15 protein-coding genes are annotated in these 24,203 nt (G+C 70.0%); 14 read left to right on the top strand and 1 reads right to left on the bottom strand.

From position 1 onward, the window contains the following. Nucleotides 1–3 precede the first annotated feature (3 nt). From OG246_RS26680 to OG246_RS26665, 4 genes are all read left to right on the top strand, one after another. Nucleotides 4–717, top strand: a complete 714-nt coding sequence (locus tag OG246_RS26680; RefSeq protein WP_266468773.1) for a WbqC family protein — start codon at nucleotides 4–6, stop codon at nucleotides 715–717. After that, a complete protein-coding gene (locus tag OG246_RS26675; protein WP_266468770.1) occupies nucleotides 714–1,838 on the top strand; it encodes a DegT/DnrJ/EryC1/StrS family aminotransferase in 1,125 nt (374 codons plus the stop codon). Before OG246_RS26680 ends, OG246_RS26675 begins: the two co-directional genes overlap by 4 nt. Next, complete coding sequence (locus tag OG246_RS26670) at nucleotides 1,835–2,557, top strand: nucleotidyltransferase family protein (RefSeq protein ID WP_266468767.1); 723 nt, start codon at nucleotides 1,835–1,837, stop codon at nucleotides 2,555–2,557. The genes OG246_RS26675 and OG246_RS26670 overlap by 4 nt, the downstream gene beginning before the upstream one ends. A 69-nt stretch (nucleotides 2,558–2,626) precedes the next feature. Then, nucleotides 2,627–3,811: a glycosyltransferase gene (locus OG246_RS26665; protein WP_266468764.1), complete on the top strand. Its 1,185-nt coding sequence runs from the start codon at nucleotides 2,627–2,629 to the stop codon at nucleotides 3,809–3,811. Here OG246_RS26665 and OG246_RS26660 read toward each other — a convergent pair. Then, on the bottom strand, nucleotides 3,792–4,310 hold the full coding sequence (locus OG246_RS26660; RefSeq protein WP_266468762.1) for an NUDIX hydrolase: 519 nt from the start codon (nucleotides 4,308–4,310) through the stop codon (nucleotides 3,792–3,794). The genes OG246_RS26665 and OG246_RS26660 overlap by 20 nt on opposite strands. A gap of 47 nt (nucleotides 4,311–4,357) precedes the next feature. On the opposite strand from OG246_RS26660, the gene manB reads away from it, so the two are divergent. From manB to OG246_RS26610, 10 genes are all read left to right on the top strand, one after another. Next, complete coding sequence (gene manB / locus OG246_RS26655) at nucleotides 4,358–5,839, top strand: phosphomannomutase/phosphoglucomutase (RefSeq protein ID WP_323178331.1); 1,482 nt, start codon at nucleotides 4,358–4,360, stop codon at nucleotides 5,837–5,839. 182 nt (nucleotides 5,840–6,021) lie between these two features. Continuing rightward, nucleotides 6,022–6,147, top strand: coding sequence for a hypothetical protein (locus tag OG246_RS26650; protein ID WP_266468759.1), 126 nt, complete (start codon nucleotides 6,022–6,024; stop codon nucleotides 6,145–6,147). A gap of 78 nt (nucleotides 6,148–6,225) precedes the next feature. Beyond that, nucleotides 6,226–6,750, top strand: a complete 525-nt coding sequence (locus tag OG246_RS26645) for a hypothetical protein (RefSeq protein ID WP_266468756.1) — start codon at nucleotides 6,226–6,228, stop codon at nucleotides 6,748–6,750. A gap of 41 nt (nucleotides 6,751–6,791) precedes the next feature. Further along, nucleotides 6,792–7,139: a hypothetical protein gene (locus OG246_RS26640; RefSeq protein ID WP_266468754.1), complete on the top strand. Its 348-nt coding sequence runs from the start codon at nucleotides 6,792–6,794 to the stop codon at nucleotides 7,137–7,139. Beyond that, nucleotides 7,139–9,580, top strand: a complete 2,442-nt coding sequence (locus OG246_RS26635; protein WP_266468752.1) for a phage portal protein — start codon at nucleotides 7,139–7,141, stop codon at nucleotides 9,578–9,580. Before OG246_RS26640 ends, OG246_RS26635 begins: the two co-directional genes overlap by 1 nt. Nucleotides 9,581–9,586: 6 nt before the next feature. After that, entirely contained in the window at nucleotides 9,587–9,799 is a 213-nt protein-coding gene (locus OG246_RS26630) for a hypothetical protein (protein ID WP_266468750.1), read from the top strand. 155 nt (nucleotides 9,800–9,954) lie between these two features. Beyond that, entirely contained in the window at nucleotides 9,955–22,914 is a 12,960-nt protein-coding gene (locus OG246_RS26625) for a hypothetical protein (protein WP_266468749.1), read from the top strand. Nucleotides 22,915–22,923: 9 nt separating this feature from the next. Beyond that, nucleotides 22,924–23,196: a hypothetical protein gene (locus OG246_RS26620; RefSeq protein ID WP_266468747.1), complete on the top strand. Its 273-nt coding sequence runs from the start codon at nucleotides 22,924–22,926 to the stop codon at nucleotides 23,194–23,196. A gap of 96 nt (nucleotides 23,197–23,292) precedes the next feature. After that, entirely contained in the window at nucleotides 23,293–23,892 is a 600-nt protein-coding gene (locus OG246_RS26615; RefSeq protein WP_266468744.1) for a hypothetical protein, read from the top strand. 11 nt (nucleotides 23,893–23,903) lie between these two features. Further along, nucleotides 23,904–24,113, top strand: a complete 210-nt coding sequence (locus OG246_RS26610; RefSeq protein WP_266468741.1) for a hypothetical protein — start codon at nucleotides 23,904–23,906, stop codon at nucleotides 24,111–24,113. The last annotated feature ends 90 nt before the right edge of the window (nucleotides 24,114–24,203 follow it).

Genomic DNA, 24,203 nt, shown 5'->3' with positions numbered 1-24,203 from the left:
GCCGTGTTCACCGTGGCGATCCACCAACCGCACTATCTGCCGTACTGCGGCTACCTCGATAAATGGGACCAAGCCGACCTCCTCATCCTGCTGGACGACGCCCAGTTCACCCGCGGAGGCTGGCAGAACCGCAACTGCATCAAAACCACCCAGGGGCGCCACTTGCTGACCGTGCCCGTACGGCACGCCGGCTTCCGCACGCTGCGCGAAACGGAGATCGACTACACCCGGCGGTGGGACCGCGCGCACATCCGCACCCTGGAGCAGGCGTACGCGCGGGCCCCGCACCGCCATCTCCTCTCCGCTGTCACCGCGGAGGTCTACTGCCAGCGGTGGAAGGCGCTCAGCGAGCTGGGCATCGGATGCACGCTCGCCTTCGGGCGGCAGTTCAGCATCGAGACCCCGACAGTGCTGGCCAGCAGCCTCAACGTGCCCGGCAGCAGCAGCCAGCGGCTGGCCGACCTGTGCCGGGCAGTGGGCGCGGACGCCTACCTGGCTGGCGACGGCTGCCGTGTCTACCTCGACGAACAGCCCTTCAACCGGGTCGGGGTTGAGGTGCTGTGGCAGGACTTCACCCACCCACACTGGCAGCAGCTCCACGACCGGCACGGCTTCCTCAGCCACCTATCCGCCCTCGACTTGCTCCTCAACACCGGCCCCGAAGAGGCCCGTGCCGTACTGCGCGGCGCCCGTCTCTTCGCCGGAGCGGCCCAGTGACCACTTCGTACGACGTCCCGATCTGGCACACGCACCTTTCCCGCACGGTCCGGCGGCAGACCCACTTGGAGGTCGCCGACATGCTCAAATCGGGCCGCATGGTCGACGGGCCACTGACTGAACGACTGGAGCAGGCCGTCGCGTCCGCGTTCGACCGCCACGCGGTTGCCGTCTCCTCCGGCATGGACGCCCTCGAGCTCCTCCTCGAAGCATCCGATGCTCGAGGTCGCGACGTACTGATCCCGGTCAACTGCTTCCCGTCCATCCCAGCACTCGCGGACCAACTCGGCGCCCGCCTATGGCCCGTGCCTGTCGACCCGGTACACCTGGCCATGGCCGGCCATGTGCCCGAACTTGTCGCCACCGCGGTCCGGCCCATCGTTGTGTGGGTCCACCACGTCGGCATGGTCGCCCCGTACGCCCGCTGCGCTATCAGCGCTCTGCGCGACTCGGGCTGCACCGTGATCGAGGACTGCGCCTACCTACTCCCGGGTGACCAGCCCAGAGACGGCCCTGGCACCTGGGGTGACATGGCCCTGTTCTCCTACGCCCCGACCAAACCGATCAGCGGCGACGGCGGCGGCATCGCACTGCTGCGCAACGAGGCGGACGCCGAGCACGTGCGCGGGCGCCGCTCCCACAGCGGCCAAGAGAACCGATGGCTCCGTGGTGACCGCTTCCACCGAGGACGAGCCATCACCGAGTTCGCAGCCGCCGTCGCCTACTGGCAATGGCAGCACCGCGCCGAGACCCGCGCCTCACTCCACCACCTCGCCAGCGCCTACACCGGCCTCTTCGCGGCCCGCGGCTGCCCGGCGCTGCCTTCCGGACGCACCCCTCAAGACACCTGGGGGCGCTTCACTATCGACCTCTCCACGCCCGCCATCGCCCGCCAGACCCGTGAACGCATGGCGAAGAACGGCATCGCGACGACCGTGATGTTCGACTGGCCGTGGACCGGCTACCCCGCCCTGTCCAGCGACCGGTTGTACCAGGCCGACCTCTTCGAGGTCCTCGAGCGCATGGTCTGCATCCCCTACCACCCCACGCTACGGATTCCCGACGTCCACCGCGTCGCCGAGCTCGTCACCGACGCCCTCACCCAGGGAGTTTCCCCATGAGCACCACGACCGCCGTACTCCTGGCCGCAGGCCGCGGCACCCGCCTCGGCCGCGACAAGCCAACCCTCCTCTTCGGCGGCGAGACGCTGCTCGCCCGACACATCCGGCAGGCCCGCCTCGCCGGCGTCACCGAGATCGTCGTCGTCGCCGGACGGCACAACGAAGACCGTGTCCACGAGATCGCCGCAGCCGTACCCGACCCGGAGCAGATCGAGGTCGTCCTTCAAGAGGGCCCGGACGCTCACGCCGCGGCTGCCACCGGCCTCGAACGCATCACGGACCGCGAGGCGGCATTCCTGTGCGGAATCACCGACATCGTCCCCGACGACACCTACGCCACGATGGCCGACACGGCCCCCGCCCTGGGGGTGACTGTGGCCGCGTTCGTCCTGGAGCACACCTTCGTCGGCGGGATGCTCGACTTCCACCCGGGCACCGTCGACCTACTGCGCATCGTCGAACGTCCGCACGGCGGCTGCCCGCCCGGCCGCCTCGTCAACATCTGGATACACCACCTCGCCGGAGGTTCCTTCATAGCCCAAATCGCCCAGGCGACACGGCAGCTCGGAGACTATGAAGAGGCCATCAACCAGGCGCTCGCAGGCTGCCACCACGGCACGGCACACACCGTCAGCGACTGGGAGGCCGTCAAGGACGAGACCAGCCTCGCCCGCGCCCACGAACGCTTCCACCCCCAGGACCCCACCGCAGCAGCCTGACCCCCGACCGCTCACGAAGGTGCCACGCACGCAAGGCCGGCACCGCCACGACCCCGAGAGCCCCCAATCATGACCTCACACCGCACCCTCAACCTGGCCGTCACGGGCGGCGGCACCGGCGGCCACACCTACCCCGCCCTCACCACCATCACGACCCTCCGCGACCGCCTCGCACAGCAGGGCACCACGCTGAACGTCACCTGGTACGGCGACGCCCAGGGCCTCGAAGCCCGCATCTGCCAGACGCACGACATCACCTTCCGCCCGATCGCGACCGGCAAGGTCCGCCGCTCCCTCAAACCGGCAGCCGTCCTACGCACCCTCACCGACATGGCCCGCGTCCCCTACGGCATCCTCCAAGCCGCCGGTTCGCTCGCCCGCCACCGCCCCGACGTCGTCCTGTCCACCGGCGGATACGTCGCCGTCCCCGTCGGACTCGGCGCCGCCCTCACCCGCCGTCCCCTGGTCATGCACGAACAGATCACCGCCGTGGGCCTGGCCAACCGCGTCCTGGCCCGAGTCGCGACGGCCGTCGCCCTCAGCCACGACTCCTCCCGCGACGCCCTGCCACGACGCGCCCGCTCACGAGCCAAGACCACCGGAAACCCCGTGCGGTACGCCCTGCTGCACGGCGACGCAGGCAAAGCCCGAGCCGCCTATGGCCTCGACCCGGCCGTGCCCCTGATCTACGTCACCGGCGGCGCCCAGGGCAGCGCGCAGATCAACGCCCTCATCACCGACATCCTCCCCACCCTGCTCCCAACCTGCCAGGTCCTGCACCAGTGCGGCCCCGACCACCATCAGCGGATGCTCGGCCACGCCGCTGGCCTCGACGTGCACTTGGCCCACCGGTACCGGCCCGTGCCCTACATCGACGGCGAACTCGCCGACGTCTTCGCCGCGGCCGACCTGATCGTCTCCCGGGCAGGCGCCGGCACCCTCGCCGAGCTGACCGCCATCGGCAAGCCCTCCGTCCTCATCCCTCTGGAGCCCACGGCCGCCGACGAACAGCGCCACAACGCCGAGTACCTCGCTGGACACGGCGCAGCCATCGCGATCACGAGGCCGAACGTCACCGCTCGACGACTGGGCGAGAGCCTGCAATCCATGATCGCTGATGCCCCGCTGCGTGCCGATATGGCGGCCAAGGCCCGTGCGCTGGGACACCCCGATGCCGCCGACGCGCTCGCGGACCTGGTCCTCGCGCACGCCCGGACCCGCCGCCAGGGTGGGACTAGGGGACGAGCCCGGTGACCTGCTCAGGGGCGGGATGCCCGTGCTCAAGGTAGACCGGGACACCGGACTTCTTCGCCGCCAGCGCCTCCTGAAGCCGACGGGCATCCGGAGGCGCCAGCCGGGCCACCGCCTCACCCGGGTCCAGGAACGCCCACCCGCGCAGTTCGTCATCTGGCGTACGGAACCGCTCCTTGGTCTCCTCGTCGACCACACCGCCGTCGAAGACGAAGACCTGTTCCTCGAAGAAGCGTCCCTCCTTCATCACCCAGTCCGAGACCAGCATCCGGCCGACAGGCAAAGCGACGCCCAGTTCCTCTGCGACCTCGCGGGCGGCAGCCCGCTGCGGGGTGTCCTGCTGCGCGCTCTCCATCCCCCCGCCCGGGAAGAGCCACCGGTCCTTGTGGTAGTTCGGGTGCACCAGCAGGACCTTCTCGTCACGGTCCATGATCAGCACACCCGAGGCCATCGGCCAGCAGTCGCGCTTGTACCCCGCGGACACCTCAGCGGTGTTCGTCATACGGCTTGTCCCTCGTGCATCCAGAGAAGTCGGCAGAAACAGCCATCATGCCGGGACTCACCACCACCACGCAGAACACCCGCAGCGTTGTTACCAACACCCCAGTCCGCCGCAAGGCACAGGCGGCCCGTCGCACCGGGACAGATTCGAAGAAGGGGATCATGCACCTTTGCCACCCGATCAAGGCGTACGACATCCGCGGTCACGTTGACGACGTCACCCCCGAGCTCGCCCGCGCCGTGGGCCAGTCCTTCGCCTACCTCACCGAGGCCAAGACGATCGTCGTCGCCCACGACATGCGTGCCACCTCCCCCGCCCTGGCCGCCGCTTTCACCGGTGGCGTCACAGCTACAGGCACGGATGTCATCGCCCTCGGTCTGGCCAGTACCGACCAGCTCTACTTCGCCTCCGGCACCCTGGACCTGCCCGCAGCGATGATCACCGCGAGCCACAACCCCGCCTCGGACAACGGCATCAAACTGGTGGGCCCAGGAGCCAGCCCGATCGCCCGGGACACCGGACTGGAGGACATCCACACCTACCTCCATACCGGCCGGCTCCCACACCAGTCACACTCTGCCCAGGCCCCTACCTCCGCAGGGTGCGTACACCCCGCAGACCTCCACGACGCATACACCTACTACTTGCGCGGCCTGGTCGACCTCGTCGGCATGCGCCCGCTGAAGGTCGTCATCGACGCGGGCAACGGCATGGCGGGCCACGTTCTCCCCGACCTCCTAGAAGGCCTGCCCCTCGCAGTCGTCCCCCTGTACTTCGACCTGGACGGCACCTTCCCCCATCATGATGCCGACCCCATGAACCCTGCCAACCTCACCGACCTGCAAGCCGCCGTCGTCGGCTGCGGGGCCGATCTCGGGATCGCCTTCGACGGCGACGCCGACCGCTGCTTCATCATCGACGAACACGGTGCCCCTGTATCGCCCTGCGCACTGCTTGCCTGGTTGGCTGCGCGATTCCTCGCCCGCAGACATGGCTCCACGATCGTCCACGACGTACTCACGTCCGCCGCCACCATCGAAGCCATCACGGAAGCGGGCGGCACACCCGTCCGCTCTCGTGTGGGACACGCCTTCGTCAAGCTAGCGATGGAGGCCCACGGCGCAGCCCTCGGCGGGGAGGCGTCCGGCCACTACTACTTCGGCAACTTCTGGCACGCCGACTCCGGACCCCTCGCGGCCCTGCACGTTCTGGACGCCCTCGGCCACAGCGACCAGCCCGTGTCTGAGGCAATCGCCCCCTACCGGCGCTACGCCTCCTCAGGAGAGGTCAACCGGCAGGTGAGAGACGCCACTGCGGTACTCAAAGCAGTCGAGGAGGCCTTCGAGGGACGCGGGTTCATCGACCGGCTCGATGGCTTATCGGTCTCCCTCGGCGATGGCTGCTGGTTCAACCTCCGCCCCTCCAACATCGCCCCCGTCGTCCGCCTGACTGCCGAAGCGCCCACCGATCAGGCGATGGTTAAGCTCCGTGACGAAGTCCTCAGACTGATCGTCGTGACGGCTGAGTAGGCCGCCGTAAGTTCCGACCTTCCCTCCGGCAAGATCGACCCTGCCACCCTTCGTCCCGTACATGCCATGCACTGCCTCAGCCCAGGTGCACACGGAGTATCGGCTGCTTCTTCACCGTCACTTCCTGGGATGGCGAGCCGTACAGCGCCGAATCGCTCAAGTGCTCGGTCCTGTCCTGGCACTTGCCTGACCGACTCCCGGACAACACCGTTCCGTACAAGGCCCTGGGGGTCGCGCGCTACCTCAAGGGCGACCCGTTCACCGTGCACGGCTGGGAGGAAAAAGGGGGCGCCGAGCTCTACCTGTAACAGAACACGGCCGTCGGCGTTTGGAGCGGTACGAGGGGCTTGAGCTTTGCGTCAACCCCGCAGCGCTTCGGAGGAACGGTGACTACAGCGACGGCTCCCCTTTCACCCGAGATCGGCCGGTCGCACCTGCAGGAGAGCCTGTTCTCCTGGCTCGCCCCCGATACAACGCCCGAACCTGAGCAGAAGGCCGCTCCGCCACTCGAAGGGCCCGCCGAGTCCGCTCCCCCGCTCGAGCCGTTCTACCCAGAGGAGCCAGAGGCCCCCAACCTCTCGCACGTCTGGGTAGTGGCCGCCGAAATCGCGGTCACACCGAAGATTGCGAAGACGGCCGACTACCGAGGGAGTTTCAAGGCGACTGAGGGCCTGCGAGTTGACGCGCTCGAGGTCTATTGCAGGGGATGCCGACGCCCATACGACGAAGTCACGGGCCAGGACTGCGCCGAGAAGATCGACAACCGGCACTTGATCGGTGGCGATCAGACCACACGCGCGAAGAGGAAGATCCCTACTCCGCCGAAGAAGTCGCGCCTCATTCCCGGCGGCACCATCCAGCGCCGGGGCATCGGCGCCTACATGTCCGGTGTCTCACGGCCACCGCGCTGACCGGGCGACACTAACGCCGCACGCCCTCCAGGGTGCGCGGCGTGACTACGACTCAGCGACCCTCCTGGGCGCTCGCTCGCGAAGCCGCCGGCCTGTTCCTCACCGCGTTCGGCACGCTCGGCGTCCTCGTTGCGTTGGGGGCACTCCACTGGGCTGCAGGCCTGTCCACCGCCGCGGTGGGCATTCTCGCCGCAGGCCTCCGGATCGCTCCGAAGCCGTCCGCACCACGCTGGGCCCACGTGTTCCGTGCAGGGGTCTGCGTCGCTGGGTACGGCGGATTGACCGGCTGCGCATTTGCTCTGTGCATTCCCCTCGGCTGGATCGGCATCTCCCTGTCGGCCGTCACTACCGGTCTGTGGCTCGCCACCCGTGAGCACGGGGGAGTCTGATGCCCCGCCAGTTCTTCCCCGCGTTCCGGGGCCTGCTCGTGCCACGAACGGCTCCGCCCCCACCGCCCGCCACGGAGGCGAAGGACCTCCTCGCAGGCAACTCGTACGTGTCGATGTCGTACGCCGGCGTCTCCAATGTGTGGGGCACGCCCGGCCGCGCTGACGGCTGGGACATGGAACGCGTCATCGTCGAGGGCTACGAGCGTTCCATCTGGACCTTCAAGAGCGTTGAGGCGATCAGCAAACACGCCAGCACCCTTCCCATAGAGATCGGGCGGGGCGGTGATGAACGGCGCTTCGCGGAGACCCTCGACGACCACCCGCTTCTGCGGCTGCTGAACGTGCAGGCCAATCCGCTCGAAACCGGCGACGTCTTCAAGAAGCGGCTGAGCGCGCAACTCCTTCTGTCGAAGAAGGGCGCGTTCATCGAGAAGACCTACAGCCGCGGCGGCACTCTCACCCGCCTCGACCTGCTGCCACCGGACCGCGTCCAGACCATCCCGGACGACCTCAACGGCGACTACATCAAGCACTTCGAGTTCACGAACTACGCCGGCCAGATGCGGGAGTTGCAGCTGGAGCACGTCATTTGGCTGCGCGACCCGCACCCCACCGATCCGTTCTGCGGCGTCACCCCGCTCGAGGCCGCAGGGCTGTCCGTCGACCTGGACGTCAAGGCCCGCACCTACAACATCAGCTTCATCGACAACGACGGGCGCCCCGGCGGTGTCATCGGCATCGACCTCGACGGCGTCGACGCGCGGGAAGTCGACCGGATCCAGAGGCGGCTCGCGCCGGGCGCACACAACGCCGGTCAGCTAACCCTCGTCGGCACCGGACCCGGCGGCGTCACCTACGTCGACACCTCCGCCCGGCCGCGGGAAATGGCCTACGAGACGCTGGCGAGCACCTCGAAGGGTGAGATCCTCGCGGCGTTCGGCGTTCCCGAGTCCATCGTCGGCAACGCCTCCGAGCGGACGTACGCGAACGCGGACCGCGAGGAGTGGACGTTCTGGGACCACACCGAGCTGCCCCACCTCAACCTGATCGCCTCCGCGTTCGACACGGACCTTGATGACGACTGGACCGTCCGATACGACACCTCACGCGTCCAGGCCCTCGAGTTCCCCCGCCGCCAGGCACGCGAGGAAGCCCGCAAGGAGTTCGAGGCCGGGCTGATCACCATCGACGAGTACCGGCAACTTGCCGGGCGGCGAGCGTTCAACGTCCCCCAGTCCCGCGCTCTGTGGATCAGCCCGCAGAAGGCGCCCATCCCCGCCAACGAGCAGGATGCTGCCGCTCTCGGCCTCGGCCCGGATCCGGCCGCCGGCGTCCTCCCCGGTGCCCCGCTGCCCGGCGCAGGCGCTGACGAGTCCGCCACCGCGGCGGTCGCCGACGCCCGCGCACTGGAGCCCGGCCAGGACGCCGCGGCCGCCGTCGCAGCAGCCCAAGCGCAGGCGCCCCTCGCGCTGCCCGCGGGCCCGGCAGGGACGGCCGCAAAAGCTGTGGCCCAGGCGCGCGTCGGCATGACCGACACCGTCCCTGGGGATGCGGCCGCGGACGTCGCGCGCGCCCGCACCGCAACCGGTCAGTCCCAGCCCGGAGAGGCTGCCGCTGACGTTGAGGCGGCCCGCGGCCGCCTCGAGGCCAAGGCCCTTCCCCAGGACGACGGATACGAAGTCAGCGACGCCGACTTCGACAGCCTCTCCATGGCCGTGGCCGCCGCCATCACCGCCCTCCTGGCACGCCAGGAAGGCGTCATTCTCGCCCGGCTTCGCGCCCCGAAACTCCGCAAGTACACCCGCTTCTGGGAGCCGGAGGACGATAACGACGTCCGCCGAGGTGACGCGGACCTCGACCAGGACCGCGTCATCAGCGCCGCGCGCTGGGCGGAGGAGACCGCCAACACCCTGGCCCCGATCCTGCAGCAGACCGCCACTGCGACGGCCCGCAAGGTGAGCCAGGCCCTCGCCGGCACCGATACCGTTTCCCCCGCCGCGTACGCGGCCGCCCTCGTGACCGCCGTGTACGCGGGCGAGGCCGTCACCGTGTTCCTCGGCGAGCTCGCCGAAACCCTCCGCGCCGCGCAGCACGAGGCCGAGAGCATCTCGGACCTCGAGCACGCCGTGATCAGCTTCTACGAGTCGGCCGAGCCCGCGCTGATTGCCCGAGTCGCCGAAGCGTGCGCCGTCGCAACCGTCAACGGCGCGGCAGACGCCGCAGCGGAGAGCGCCGGCCCCGGCGTTGTACGGACTTGGGTCACCCGCAGAGACGCCCGCGTGCGACCCGCGCACAAGGCCCTGCACGGCAGGACGCTGACCGTCGGCACCCCGTACACCGTCGACGGATTCAACCTCCGCTACCCCGGCGACCCCTTCGCGCCGATTGCCCTCACCGTGAACTGCCGATGCCGACTTCACTACGCCACCGACAAGGAATAGCCCCCAATGTGGACCACTGCCTGGATCGCCTGGACCGTGTTCTTCGCCGTCGCCGAGGGCATCGCCCTGGCCAACAAGCGTGACGGCGACACCCTCTCCGAGAACTTCCGCCGCCTGTTCCGCACCCGCACCAGCAAGGTCGGCAGAGCGATATTCGCTGTCGTCTGGCTCGGATTCTCCGGCTGGTTCGCCATCCACATCCTCACCGAGACGATGTAAGCGAACGGGGAGCCCCGACGGTCGCACCCAGAGCTGGAGGCGGAGGGCACGGCCGAAGACTCCCCGGTGCTGCGAGAGATGAATCCGTAGCGCGTGCAGCGTAGTGGCGGATCAGGGCGCGACGCTAACCACCAGCGATGTGCATGGTCCGCGGCATGCTGAATCGCCCCGCTGCTGCGCACGCTGAGTTGCAGGATCTAAGCGCCGACCTCGAGGTCAAGGCCGCCCGCCGTAAATGGAACCCCGCCCTGCACCCGCGCGACAGCAAGGGCCGCTTTATCGAGACTGGCGGAACCGTCAGGTTGTGGGGCGGCCAGCTCGCGCGCGTTGTCCGCGCGCTCCCCAACGACCGGATCCTCGTCGAGGACCAGACCGGCCCGAACGAGTTCAACGGCCGCAGGCACACCACCAGCGCCAAGTGGGTGTCCATGGTCGCCCGCCCCGACGGCTCCGCGCCCACCGAAAGCGAAAGCAAGGTCGTCGCGGAGGACGAAAAGCGGAACAAGGACCCGCGCCGCGGCAACGGCGTGGCCCGGGACGACGACGGCGACCCCGACACCCCCAACGATCCGCACGACAGCGACGACCAGGGCCGCCCCATCGGTGACGACGACGGCGACGGCCCCGACGACGATGACGACCAGGACGAACCCGCCGACGGCGCGCACCCCGTCAGCGCTGATGCGCTGCCCAATCAGCAGCATGCGGCCGGGGCCCGCTTCGCCGATACCGCTGCCGTCCGCCGCCACTTCACCCAGCTCGCCGACCGGCCCGGCCAGAAGCCGAAGATGGCCCAATTTCTGCGGTCCGTCGCACTCGACGACGATCTGCAGGTCACCCCGTCCGGCCGCCTGGTCATCCTCCGCGACGACGAGACCGGCCGCTGGTACCTGACCCCTACCGGCACTGGGCAGCGCATGGACGCCGCTGGCGACTTCGACAGCCCGCAGGATGCCGCCCGGTTCGCCGCCCACCTGGACAACACCATCCGCGCCGGCGGCACGGGCAACGCGCCGTTCGACTTCTCCGATCCTGACCTCGACCAGGCGGCCCGCGGCTGGCGCTCCAGCAACGACGAGGACATCCGGGCCGCGATCGTCCGCGCTCGCGCCGAGTTCGACAACGATCCCGCCCCCTCCGGGGCACGGAAGGCGACTGCCGCGCCTCCCAGCGCTACACCGGGGCAACGGTTCAAGACCCTCAAGGACGTTCGCACCCACTGGACAACCCTGCGGGAGACCGCGTCTCCGAGGGATCAGAAGAACCTCGACGTCCTGCTGGCCAATCGTCAGCTCAAGCTGGCCGGGGACGGACAGGTCGTTCTCGCCAAGCGACGAGATGGATTGTGGCAGCTTGTCGCCACTGGCAACGCCACGCCGTTCGGGCGGGCGTTCGCGAGGCAGCGCGACGCCCAGGACGTCGTCAACCAGTTGGTCGCGTCTGCGGTCCGCGGCCGGGATGGCGAACCGCTGGATCTCTCTGACCCGGACCTGTCGGTCACGGACTGGCGCTCCGAGGACAATCGCTCCCTTACTGAGGTCTTCGACCAGGAACTCGCTGGCCATACCGCGGATGCGATCAAGGAAAAGCGGGAACGCCGGGCCGCTGCCCAGGAGCAGCAGGGATTGGCGCAGCTGCGATCCCGCCGGCCCGTCGCGGACCTCGACGACGAGCAACTCCGCGCAGAGCAGGCCGAGCTCGCCCGCACCCGCTCGTCGTACGAGACCGACAACGTCGCCGAGGCCCGCAGGCAGCGCATGGCCGCCATCGAGGCGGAGCTGGAGCGCCGCGGGAACGAGAGCGGGGAAGGCGCAAGCAACGCCGAGCCTGCAGGCGAGCCGGAAGCCTACGATCCCAGCCTTCAGCAGCAGACCGACGCCAACGGGAGGCTCACGTACTACCGGACTCCACAGGGCGTGAGCCGCGACATCGCTGGCCGCTTTGGCGTCGGCGAACCGGTCACCACCCGGTTCGGCGAGACGTACATCGTCATCAGCGGGAACGACGACGGCACGATCAACGTGCGCAAGGAACCGCTGTACGACGACGCACCGCTCGGCCGGTCCGAGACGTTCCAGGCCAGCGAGCTGCGGACCAAGAACGGATTCCGCCCCTGGCGGCCGGACGCCGCGCAGGCCGCGGCCGACGAGAGCACCCCGCCCCCGGACGGCCCGGACGAGGTCACGCTAAGCCCCGACGAGGTCAACGCACCAGCGGCGGCCGCACGCGCGTCCAAGGCCCCGTCCGCGATGGACGACGGCGAAATCCGCGACGAGATCGTCTCCCTGATGGAGCGGGAGATGGCCAACGGCGGACAGCTCGATGGCGTCGACACCACCCGCTTGCGGGTCCTCGAGGCGGAGGAAGCCCGCCGTGCCGGCCGGAAGCCGAAGGAGGAGCCGAAGCCGAAGCCCAAGGCGCCCGCGGAGGAGCCCGGTGGCCTGTTCAACGTTGACCAGGCTGACGCCCCGCAGCCGACGTTTGCGGACCCGGACAACCCGTATGACCAGCCGGACGACCCGACTGGCACGCCGGACATGATCGCCGCCGCCGAGGGCCGCGACACCAGCAAGCTCCGCCCCCCGCAGACCCGTGCACCCCTGGACTTCGAGGTCGGGGACCGGTTCGTCGCCGCAGACGGGCGCACGCACACCGTGGCCGACAAGCCCGTGCGTACCGGCCGCGGACGCGTACGCGTCGTCGACGAGGACGGCCGGGAGCATTTCCTCAACCCGGACAACGAGCTGCGCGTGCTGCACCCCGACGAGGAAGCCTCCGAGGCGTCGGAGGCGAACGCCCCCGAGGGCAACACTCTCGACGCAGACGCCCCGGAGAGCGATGCCCCGTCCACGGACGCCCCGGAGGGCGAGACGCCGGCGGACGACGACCCGGAGATCGAAGGACCGGAGGCGGAGACCCCGGCCTCGGACGATGCCGACGCTCCGGCGGGCGCCGAGCCCACCACGGCCCCGGACCAGATCACCATCGACCACAGCGGCACCGGGACCGTCGTCCGCTTCCCCACGCCGAACGGCATGGTCAGCGACGAATGGTTCGCCGTGCTGCGAAGCCTGGGCTTCAAGGCCAGCAGGGACAGGACGAAGCCACGGTTCTTCTACCTGCAGAGCAACATGACGTTGTCCCGCCGCGACGACAGGGTGCAGAAGCTCAAGAAGTGGCTGGATGGGCGGAACGTCGCCTACCAGGCCCCTGAGGAGAGCACCGAGAAGCCGGAGCTCTCTGAGGAGCAACTCGAACAGCTCAAGGGGCGCTACTCCGCCCCGGCCGGAACCTGGGCGGTCACCGACTTCCAGCCGGGCGACGAGGTGTGGACCGGACGGAGCTGGGACACCGTCGACTCGATCGGCCCGAAGAACCTGCGCCTGCAATCCCGCGGCTCCACGCCGTACGACAGCGTTCTCGCCCGCCGCCGCGGCGGCGAGATCAGAACGATGTTCGACGAGCCGGCCGACGACGGCACCCCCCGCCCGGGAGCCACCGACCCCATTGTGATGCGGGACGAGCAGATTACGGAGGAGCTCACTCACCTCCGCAACGCCACCCTGCCAGAAGGCAACGACCCGACGGCCCGGACCGTGCGCCGCCAAGTCACCGCCCGCATCCGTGCTCTGACCGAAACTCAGGCCGCCCGGATCTATGCCCGCCAACGAGACGAGATCAACCGCCGCGACCAGTCTGGCCTTGTACGCGACCCGGCCCGGCTCGCCGCGAAGAAGGCCGAGCAGGTCCAGGGCAGGGACGGCGCGCCCATCGGCATCGTCTACCAGGAGAAAAAGGGGAAGTGGAGCTTCGTCGACCGTGACGGCCGCACACCCAACAAGGGCGTCGACACCCCCCTCACCGTCCCAACCCGCGCGGCCGCCATCACCGCGCTCAACAAGCTCAACGACGCGCGCAACGAGCGGGCCGGGGAGGGCTGGAAGCATTCGGCGTGGGACGACGTCCAAGCGGGCGACACTATCCGCGTGCCCGAACTGGGCCCGTCCCCGACCGGCCGAGGACGCACAATCACCGGCTGGTCGGAACCACTCGAGGTCACTGAGGTGCGCCGCGACGGCATGGGCCAGGTCATCCTGTCCGGCCGCCGCGGCGACGAGGACGTCACGCTTGAAGTGCCGCGTACCGACGCCACGTTCGGCGCGTCCAAGCCCGGCACGGTGCCCGAGCGTGAGCGCAGCGAGGCCGGCGGCGGCATGCCCTGGCAGCAGATGCGGCCGGAGGACTTCGGCCAGGACGAGCTTCCGGCCGCGGGTGGGGACCCGAACGCCCCGCGGCCCACTGACGAGTTCGGACCACCGGACCTGATCGCCAACGGTGCCGCCGATAACGCTGTCGGCGACGAGACAGCGGCGGCCCGCATGGTCCTCGACGGGCTGCCAGAGCTCCCGCAGCTCCCGAGCCTCGCCGGCCTGTCCCGACAGGACAAGGACAGCGTCCGGCGCCTCCGCGAAGACCACGCCAAGATCCGGCAGTCCCTGGAGGGGATCCTCGCCGGAGACCCGCCCACAGGTGACGCGCGGGAAGACCTGCGGCGCGTCCGTGAGCAACTCGACTTCGTCTTCGGCCGGTTGAGCCCGGACCTGGTGCCCGACGCCGCCGAGGCGCTTGCCGCGCGGTCGGCCCTCCTCGACCTGGGTCAGGCCCTGGACCAGGCCCTTGCTGCACTGCCCGACCGTGACCCGCAGCCGCTGGGGGACGGCCCCAACGGCGGCACGCTGTTCCACCCGTGGGATCTCAATGACGGGGACCTGGTCCGCTTCGACGCGCACAACCCCGCCGACCGCGAGCGCAGCCTCGCCACGTACTACGGCACCTTCCGCGGACGGGCCTCCTCGGCGTCCGGAGAACAGGGCCGAACGCTGGTGACGTACCAGAGCCTGCGCTGGAACGACGACCGGCAAAGGTGGGAGAACGACCAGAGCCAGCACACCGTCACGATGCCGCCGCGCGGACTTGTAGAGCGGTTCACTCAGGAGCAGTGGGACGCCTGGCAGAGGCCGGAGCAGTCCAGAACCGCCGACTCGTCCACGGACACCCTCGAGGTGCCACCCGCCCCGATCGGGGAGACGTCGCCGGCGGACATGGATGACGCTGCCATCGCGGCCGAGCTGGAGGCCATGGAGGCGTGGCGGTTGCGGCACGTCGTGAGGGGTGCGGAAGGGCCGTCACTGCCCATTCGTGAAGCGAGTGAAGTGGCGCGCGAAATCGGGTCCCGGCGAGGAGCCCTCCTGGACGAGGCCCGTAAGCGCAGCAACGACAACGACAAGCAGAGGCGGCGGGAGAAAGAGGCACGGGAGAAGGCCGAAGCGCTCGCACGGGCGGAGATCGGCAAACGGAACGCTGACGGGGCCTACCCCGTGAACGTCGACGGCCGGCCGGAAGTCGGCACGGTCCGCAAGCTGGGCGGAAAGTGGGAGTGGAACCACGCCGATGGCGGCTCGTCAGGCCTGATGCATTCCACCCGGGATGGTGCTGTGGCGCACCTCGTTCGGGTCGACGACTTCCGCCGCGAGCAGGCCGACCGGCTAGCCCAGCAAGACCAGGCCCGAAGGGAGATCCCCGACGGATGGGTTCTCGGCGACCGCGACGACGTCGCCGAGAACGACATCATCCGCGTGCCGATCACGCACAGCGGCCGGGACGGCAGGCCGTACCCCGTGGCGTGGCGGGCCCCGATGCGCGTCACCGGCGTCAACCGGAACGACAACGGGACGATGGTCGTCTCCGTCGCCAACCTCAACGGCTCACGGTCGGACATCAGCCCCCTCTTCCTGAGCCGCCCCGACGACACGTTCGCGTGGGCCGATGACCGTACGCGGCCGGAGCCGACGCCGGAGTGGCGGCACGAACTCCGTCTCCAGATGGCCGACATTGGCGACGACATCGCCACCCTGCGGGGTTTGGAGGGACTTGAGGACCCGGAGCGGATCCTGCACCTCGGCGTGCTGATCCGGCGCGTGGGGGACGGCAACAGCGATGACCTGCAGGGCGACCTCCGCCGCATCCGCGACGAGGCCGCGTGGCTCGAGGGGCAGTTCGCCAACCCGGATCTGCCGCACGAGACCAGAAACCGCAAGTCGTGGGCCACGGCCGCACACAGGAAAGCAGAGGCCGCCCTCGCCCACCCGGACTTCCAGAACGTCGGTGCAAGTCCCGACGGACCCGACGACAGCCCACACGCGGCACCCGACGACACGGACAGGCCCGGCGGGGAGCCGCTGGCGGAGGGAGAGTCGGTCTCCTACACCCCGCAGCCCGGGCTCCGGGGCGTGATCAAGAAGATCTACGACACACCCATCGGCCTCGATCCGCACAACACCATGCGGGTCGCGGACGTCGAATTCCACTATGTCAACCGCAAGCCCCTGGTGCAGCACGGCGTGCCGGTGGATGACCTGGAGCGCAGCGACACCCACGTCTCCGAGGCGCCGCCCGCGGACGTGGCCACGCTGACCATACGGACCTTGCGCATGCTGCGCTTGGTAGAAGAAGCAACCGACGTCACAGACGGCGGTTCCCTGCCCGAGATGCGGCAGCTTCGCCACGACATCGAAGGGGCACTGGCACGAAGCGACCACGATCCGCGAGCGTTCGACGGTATCGGCGAGCGCCTGGACGCGCTCGCCGAGCAGTACGAACTCGCGGGCCCCCAAGGCGAGCACGCGGCCGACCTGTTCCGACGGGCCGCGCGTATCGCCCGCGGCGAGCAGGACGACAGCGACAACCAGCGCGTCGACGGAGAGAACCGCGACGGACAGGACGACGACAGCCGCGACGAGACCCAAGAAGAGGGCACCCCGGAGAACGAAGACGACGACCAGCAGGGCGGCGGACAGGACGACGAGGAGCGCCGCGACGGCAACGGGGACATCGACGGCGAGGCGGCTGACCCGGACGGCGAGCCCGACGCCAGCGGCACAGGCACGCCCGAACCACCCGGCGACAGCAGCGACTCGAGCAGCAACGACGACGGCCCCGACAGCGCCGACGACGAACAGGACGCACCCGAGACTGACGAGAACGGGCAACGGCGTCGGCGTCGTCGCCGCGAACGTGGGGGCGGCAACGGCGGCCCCGGGGGCGGTCCTGGCGGGCCCGGCCTGCCGCGCCTGAACCTGCCGGAGTCCAACGACCCCACCACCACGGGCAACGACGACAGTGACGGCGGCAGATCCCGCCCCCGGCACAGCGGCGTCGCCTCCCTGCGGAACGCCTGGCGCAACGGCGACGGCCTCAGCCCGGCCGAGGACACCCCCGAGCGGCGCGCCCTTCTGACCCAGGCCGCGGACCGTGAGGGCCTCACGCTGTCCCCCGAGAGCGGACTCGTGACGTGGCCCGAGCCGCAGGACGACGGCAGCACCCTGTGGCGCTTCGCACAGGCCCGCAACGGCACCAACCTGCCCGGCATCACGCTGACCTCCGACGACCAGGAGGAGGCCCGCGCACTCGCCGGACGGTTCGAGGCGCTCGCCGGCAGCGACGGGCAGCCCTTCGACTGGCACCAGGCGTGGGGCCCCAGCACCGTGGCGCAGTGGCGTGACAGTGAAGGCCGCAACCTGCCGAGTGCTCTCCGCGCCGCCCGGGACGACTTCGAGCAGCAGCGTGCGACCACGGCGGCCCCTGAGCTGCCTGAGGACCTGACGCAGCTCAGCGACCTCGACCTCGACGAGCTCGTCAGTCAGCCCCTGACCCAAGACGACATGCTGCGCGTGATGGCGGAGATGGACCGCCGTGACGATCCCGACCAGCGCGTCCGCGACGCCGTGCCGGACACCCCGCCGGCGGACGCCGCAGATGCGGAGCGCCGCGGCAAGGCCATGGACGACGCCCTCGGCTTCGGGAACACCGACTTCACACGTCCCCAGCGCACCCGTGAGGAGGCTCTGCGCGCGGAGTTCGCCGACATCGACGAGGCCCGCTACCAGGCCGCTCTGGAGTTCACGAACGGCTACTTCTTCAAGCGCAAGTACAAGTACGCCGATGGCCTCCCCAGCGAGCGGGACTTGTTCTCGGGTGGAAGCCTGTCCGCCTTCGGCCTGTGGGAGAAGTACGCCAGCCCCGAGCTGCTCGAGTGGTTCGACAACAACGGCGGCCGCCAGACCTTCAACCAGTTCAAGCTGCAGCGCCGCGCTGAAGAGCGCCGCTACAAGGAGGAGTACGAGGCGCAGCAGGCCGCGGCCGCGCAGTCGAACACCGACACCGTTCCCGAGCCCGACGTCGCTCCCGACGATGTACCGGAGCCCGACGTCGCTCCCGACGGCGTACCGGAGGCGGGCGTTGCCGACGACGTGGCGGAGATGGGTACGGGCGCACCGCGCTTCACCAACGTCGACGAGATCCGTGAGCGGATCAGGCGCGGTGAGCTGGATAAGCCGAGCCACCCCACCATGGCCGTGGATCCGCAGAATCTGGCGATAACTGCCAATGGCCCGACGCTGGAAATGTCCGAAGGCGGACGCCTGGCGATCATGGAATGGCTTCCGAATGGCGATGGTTGGAGGGTGTACGCGCCCGGTTCGATGGAGGTGCTCGCACATGCCTTCAACCGCGAGGATGCGCTTGCCTTTGCGCGTGTTCTGGAAGGTGTCCGCGACGAGGACGGCCGCCCCTTCCTGTGGGACGCGCCGGACGCCGCAGAGCGCGCCCTTGCCTTCCGGGGGCCCGACGGGGAATCGCTCGGGGCCACCGTTGCCCGGCAGATGACCGATCGCGGCGCGGATGAGGGCCTGGACAAGTTCTGGCAGCGGGATTCCCAGCGCCGACACCTTCAGGAAAGCGCGATTGACGGCTACTACGACGCGTGGCGTGCGCAGCAGGAGGCGGACGGTTACACGATTCCCGTCGATGTGGAGGACGTTCAGCCCGGCGACGACATCACGGCTCTCAGCGTCGCTGACTTCGACCGGCCGGTGACCAACCGCGGTCGTGCTAGGGAGCCCCTGAAAGCGCGGCAATCCAACCGCACCGGTACGTGGCCCTTCACGAACGGCTCGGACTACAGCGTGAGGACCGAGGAACGGATTGAGGAGACCGACCCATCCAAGGAGGAGCCGACCAGGCAGTCCATATTCGACTCGTTCTTCTTCCGCAACACCCCGGAACGGCCCACGGCATTCCGCCGGCCACGCCCCGGTGAGGAAGAGCAGAACGACCGGAAGGACACGCCTCAGCCGGAGCCGTCGCCCACCCCGCCCCCCACACCGCGCCCGGAGCCCACCCCGGACAGTGCGCCCGACACGCCAGAACCTGCCACCCCAGAAGCCCCGGCAGAGGAACCACAGGGCACGCCCGAGCCCGTCGGCGGCAAGCCCGCACACTGGGCCCGGGTCGGGGACCTGGTACCCGGTGACATGGTCCGTATGGACGGCGCCACCAAGAACGGCCGCGCTGTCACTCGAGCCGGGTACGTCTTCACCTCGCCCGTGCGCGTGGAAGTCACCCGCCGCGGCCGAACCGAGCACATGTGGCGGACCTGGGTCACCGAGAACCCAGACGGTACCGGCAAGGCCGGGAACGTCTTCACGCCGCTGAACGCGACCGTGGCGCGTGCGGAGGCGCCCGACGACGTCGTGCCCGGGTCACCGGTCAGCGGCGCCCAGAGCAGCGTCCAGACCGGCAGCTTGCCCGACGTGATCCCCGCGGACCGCAACGGCCGCGGCCTGTTCCCCGGCAGCACCGTCATCGGCGTCGACGGGCTTCGCCGCCGGGAGGGCACCATCACTGGCGCCACCAACACCACTGTGGCGGTGCGCTGGGACAACGGCGACACCGACGATGCGCTCCCGCCGACCGCCCTCACGGTGACCGGCGGCGACCGCCCCGACGGCTGGACGGCGTACGGTCAGCGCGTGACCCCGCGGCACGTCGTCACCGACACCGATGGCGCCCTGCTCGGACCTGTCGACGAGGTCAACGGCGACCGCGTCACCATCACCACTGCCGAAGGCACCGTTACGCGCAGCGCCGGAGACCTCCGTGTCTCCGGTGAAGTCCGCGACGACGCCCCCGACACAGCCGCGGTGACCGGCATCGACAACCCGGCCGCCGCCGACCTGAAGGAGGGCGACGTCGTGGTCCTGGACCTCGACGGCGAACTCGCCACCGTCTCCGTGACCGGCACCAGGCGCGACGGCGACCGGGTCACCATCGAGTACGCCGACACGACCACGGGCGAGATGGGGCAGATCGACCTGGATGCTTCCGCGGTCCTTCCGAGGGCCCAGGGCTCCGACTCGAGCAGTCCCGAACTGGGGCCGGAAGACGCCCCCGATACGGACGACGACCTGACCGTTCATGACCCGCCGCAACCCGTGGATCCCGTCACCGGCACGACGGGCGACCCGGAACTCACGATGGGCGACCGGACCGTCATCGATGACCAGGCCGACGGCCCGGACGACGACCCGGACGCACATCAGGCTGCGGTCCGTATCACCTCGGACCTCCCCGTCACGCCGGAACAAGCCACCGCGCTCGCTACGCAACTCCGCGCGTCTGCCGATCCGTCGACGGCGGAAGGACGGGCCGCATTGCGGGCTGCTGACCACCTCGACCAGGCAGCTGGCCGGACCCCGCCCGCCGGCCTCGACCGGCCCCGTCCGTCGAACGTGGCGCAGCTCGGCGAGGGCGACATGGTGGCCATGCCGGACGAACGCCGCGGCGACCGGGTGCGGGTCTTCCGCGTCATCGATGCCGAGGAAGGCCCTGGCGGTGTGCGCCGCCTGCTCCTGGAGGACGAGAACAAGCAGTGGCGGCGCCGGGTCGTACATGGAGCCATGCCCGTGTGGCTGCTTCCCGAGGCGGAACCCGAGGCCCCCACCCCGCCTGACGTCGACGACGATGCGCCGGCCCCTGCCGCTCCGAACACGCCGAGCCCGAGCGCTCCAAGTACCCCGAGCAGCCCGGCCCCCTCGAGCACGCCGGACGCGCCGATGTTGCCCGTGGCCAGGGTTCTCCCGGGAAGCCTCCGGGTGGGCGACGTCATCGACGCACCGGTCTCCCGGACCGGCTACCAGTTCAACGGTCACCGGAGGCTGACGATCATCAGCCCGCCGCATCGTCAGGGCTGGTGGATGCAGCTCACCGGCGTTGACGACGACGGCAACGTGCATGATTTCGGGCTGCACAACGGCCGTGACGTCAACGTGTACGAGCGGAACCGGCCCACCCCGGCCCTTCCGCCGGCCGGAGCCCCCCGCGACCCCAACCCGATCCCGCAGTCCGCCGCCGACCGGATCGTCGCCGACCACCCCCGGGCGGTCGCCGCGCGCATCATCGACGAAGCGATTGCCGGTACCGAACCCCCAGGTGACATCCACGCCCTGCGCGAGCAGATCGCCCAGCGCCTCACCGCCGAGGCCCTGCGCGATGCCCGACAGGCGGCCCGGCAGGAGGCGAACGACGCCCTCAACGCCGCAGGCATTACGGGGCCCGAGCGGGACGCCGCGAAGGCGGCACTCAAGCAGGCGCGGCAGGACGCCCACACCGCGACCGTGAAAGCAGCCCTGCGCACCATCAACGACCTCGAACCCCTGCCAGACGAGACCGAGGAGGAACTCGCCGCACGGGCGCGGGACTTGCTGCGCCTCATCCCCAACCAGATCGGCGACCGCCAGACACGTCCGGACGCCGACGGCGACAGGGACGTGGCGCGCGCCGTCGCGGGGCACACCAACGATGCCGTGAACACACTCCTGCAGCAGCTTCAGGCAGCCGGATTCAACGCCGGAGACGCCGAGAGGATCGCACGTCTTCTGACCGGCAATCTCAACGGGTCCCGGCAGGCCACCGCCCGCCGGATCGCGCAGCGCATCGCCGCCGCATCACCGGCCGCGGGACGGCAGCCTGGGCTCCTCGCCCGGATCGTCGCCCTCCTCATCCGTCTCGCCAAACGCCTCGCGGAGATAGTCAAGGCCGCAGCCCGGAAGATCGCGGAGAAGTGGCAGGACAGCCGGGAACGCCTGGCAAGGCTGCGAGCCTTCATCGGCCGCCTGGTGACCCGGGTAAGGCACTGGCCGGAGTCCCGGCGCCTCGCCCGCCTGCACCGTGCCGTCAACCTGCCCGCGGCGGACGGCGAGTCGATGGCCGCCCGGGTCGCCCACTGGGCAGGGCTGATGCCGGAGCCCGGACGGTTCGGCCAAGCCTCCCGCCGTGTCACCTGGTGGCGTCCCACCACGTGGGGTCAGCTTGCTGCCGGACGGCTCCCGGACCGGTCGGACCGTATTCAGTGGACGCCCGACCGGGCGACCGATGGCGGTCCCGGCCTGACAGCACTCCGCCACATGGCTGCCCTGCGGGCAGCCGGCAACGACGTCGACCAGGACGTGACCCGTCGTCTGGCGGCCGCCCTCGGCGACGACTTCGGCGACGACCCGCATGCCACGCTGCAGCTCGCCGACAACCACGTGGCCACCAGCGAGCGGCGCCTCGTCAACCTGCAGGCGGCCCGCAGCGGCGCCACCATCCCCGATGACCCGGACCTCGAGGTCGAGATCACCGCGGCCCGCATGGAGTTGAGGGACGCACGCCGCGAGTGGGGGGACCTGCGGACCCGGTACGCCGCCGCGGTGCCCGACGCCGTGGCGGCCGCCCTCGCCGACGTCCGTGAGATGGGCCCCGAGGGCAACGCCGGCATCGTCTTCGGCCCGGACACCGATCCGGACGCCGAACGGGCAGTGCGGGGCGTGCAACACCTCATCCCGCGCACGTGGCTCAACACCCCCGCCGCGCGCCGCGTGACCGCTGTGGGCGGCACACAGGGCAGCTACGAGCCGGAGGGGCAGCGGATCACGGTCGCCGACCTCGCAGACGACGGGCTGGGGACCGCCGGGCATGCCCTGGCGCAGCACCTTGCCCAGCACATCGGGGACCTGGACGCCGCTCAGCGGGCGTTCTGGTTCACGCGCACCCACACCGGCCGCCCCGGCGCCCGCCGCATGCGGCGCAGCGCCCTCAGCCGCCTGCTGTCCCGGCAGCAGACGCAACCGGAAACCGGTGACACCCTCGCAAGATCCATTCAGGCGATGTTTACCGGCGACTGGTACCAGGACGACGACTTGCGCGCGTTCCTCCTGGGCTTGCTCGCCACGCGATAGGAGGCAGCGATGCCGTTCACCGTTACCGGCGCGTTCGACGACGGGGCGACCTACACGGTGCAGATCACCGGGCGGTCCGATCGCCCGGTGATCGGGTCGCACCGGGCCGCTGCCCTCGTGGAGCTCCACCAGGGCGAGCCGGTCCCCCTCTCTCCAACGGGTCCTGTGCGGGCCGTGTCCGGAGACGACGAAGCGACAGTGCTTGCCGTGCTGCGTGAGCACAGCAACGTCATCGAGGAGGGCCCGGGGGCGCCGAGGCAGGCACGCGTTCCGGGGAGCTGATCCGGAGGCTTGCACAATTGGGCAAGAATGATCTTGGTCAGGCTGGGGGTGGCCATGGCGGCGACACAAGCCGGTCCGCCTGTCCATCCTCCGCCCGTGACCAGATACGGATTCGCCATCAAGGCTCTCCCCAAGGGCGGTCAGCCGTTCGGGGACGAAGACGACGAGAAAGCGGGCGCCGAGGAGGACGAGCTCGGAGGCGCCGACCTCGGCGCGCCAGCCATCGAGCCCCCCACGGACCCCGCCGAGGACCCGGGCGCCAACACCGATCCCGCAGATCCCGCGGGGCCTCCAGGAGAGGATGCCGCGATCTCGGAGGAGGGCGGCAGCGAACTGTCGGGCGAGGCCCCGCCGCCCCCCGCCGACGACGCTCGCCCCTGGTCCGGTGACATGTACGACGAGGGCGACGAGACCGATCCGGAGGGGGCTTTCGCCGCGTACACCGGCAGCGAAGGAGAACAGGCTTGGCTCGATCAGGCACCGGACGGCACACTGACCGGGTGGGTACGCGACTCCACGGGCCAGGTGTGGCGCTACAACTCCCCGGACACGTGGGCGATCGAGGTGGACGACGCGCAGATGACCCGCACGCACAGCCGAGCCGAAGAGAGCGGCGCCGCCGGCCCGGCCGCACCGAGCGATCCAGCACAACCGAATGACCGCGGTGTCCAGGACTCGATGTTCGCGAACCAGTGAGGAGCGACGAAGTGCAGCTCAATCGCCAGGCTTGCCAAACCCTCCTCAACGAGGGGAAGGCCGCCTACGGGGCCGGAGACCCCTCCGACGCCTGCCCCTACAACCGACTCGGCGACCGGGAGCAGCAGTTCGGTTACCGCTACTGGTCCCGCGGCTGGTCCATGGCCCGCTCAGAGGCTGAGAGCGCGCGGCCGGAGCCTGCGGCCAGCACAGGACAGTAGGCAGACGCAAAAGGCACGGTGCCCGGCGGCCCACTGTCCACCGCCGGAGGTTTCCCGCCGTGCCGAGCGCTCCACCCACCAGATCGTCAC

The sequence above is a fragment of the Streptomyces sp. NBC_00620 genome (assembly GCF_026341825.1).
GTDB lineage: Bacteria > Actinomycetota > Actinomycetes > Streptomycetales > Streptomycetaceae > Streptomyces.
This window is presented reverse-complemented; position numbering and strand designations above follow the sequence as displayed.

Coding starts and splice junctions, on each gene's coding strand:
- OG246_RS26670 (WP_266468767.1), top strand. CDS start 1,835: ATGAGCACCACGACCGCCGTACTCCTGGCCGCAGGCCGCGGCACCCGC.
- OG246_RS26665 (WP_266468764.1), top strand. CDS start 2,627: ATGACCTCACACCGCACCCTCAACCTGGCCGTCACGGGCGGCGGCACC.
- OG246_RS26660 (WP_266468762.1), bottom strand. CDS start 4,310: ATGACGAACACCGCTGAGGTGTCCGCGGGGTACAAGCGCGACTGCTGG.
- manB (WP_323178331.1), top strand. CDS start 4,358: ATGCCGGGACTCACCACCACCACGCAGAACACCCGCAGCGTTGTTACC.
- OG246_RS26635 (WP_266468752.1), top strand. CDS start 7,139: ATGCCCCGCCAGTTCTTCCCCGCGTTCCGGGGCCTGCTCGTGCCACGA.
- OG246_RS26630 (WP_266468750.1), top strand. CDS start 9,587: ATGTGGACCACTGCCTGGATCGCCTGGACCGTGTTCTTCGCCGTCGCC.
- OG246_RS26625 (WP_266468749.1), top strand. CDS start 9,955: ATGCTGAATCGCCCCGCTGCTGCGCACGCTGAGTTGCAGGATCTAAGC.
- OG246_RS26620 (WP_266468747.1), top strand. CDS start 22,924: ATGCCGTTCACCGTTACCGGCGCGTTCGACGACGGGGCGACCTACACG.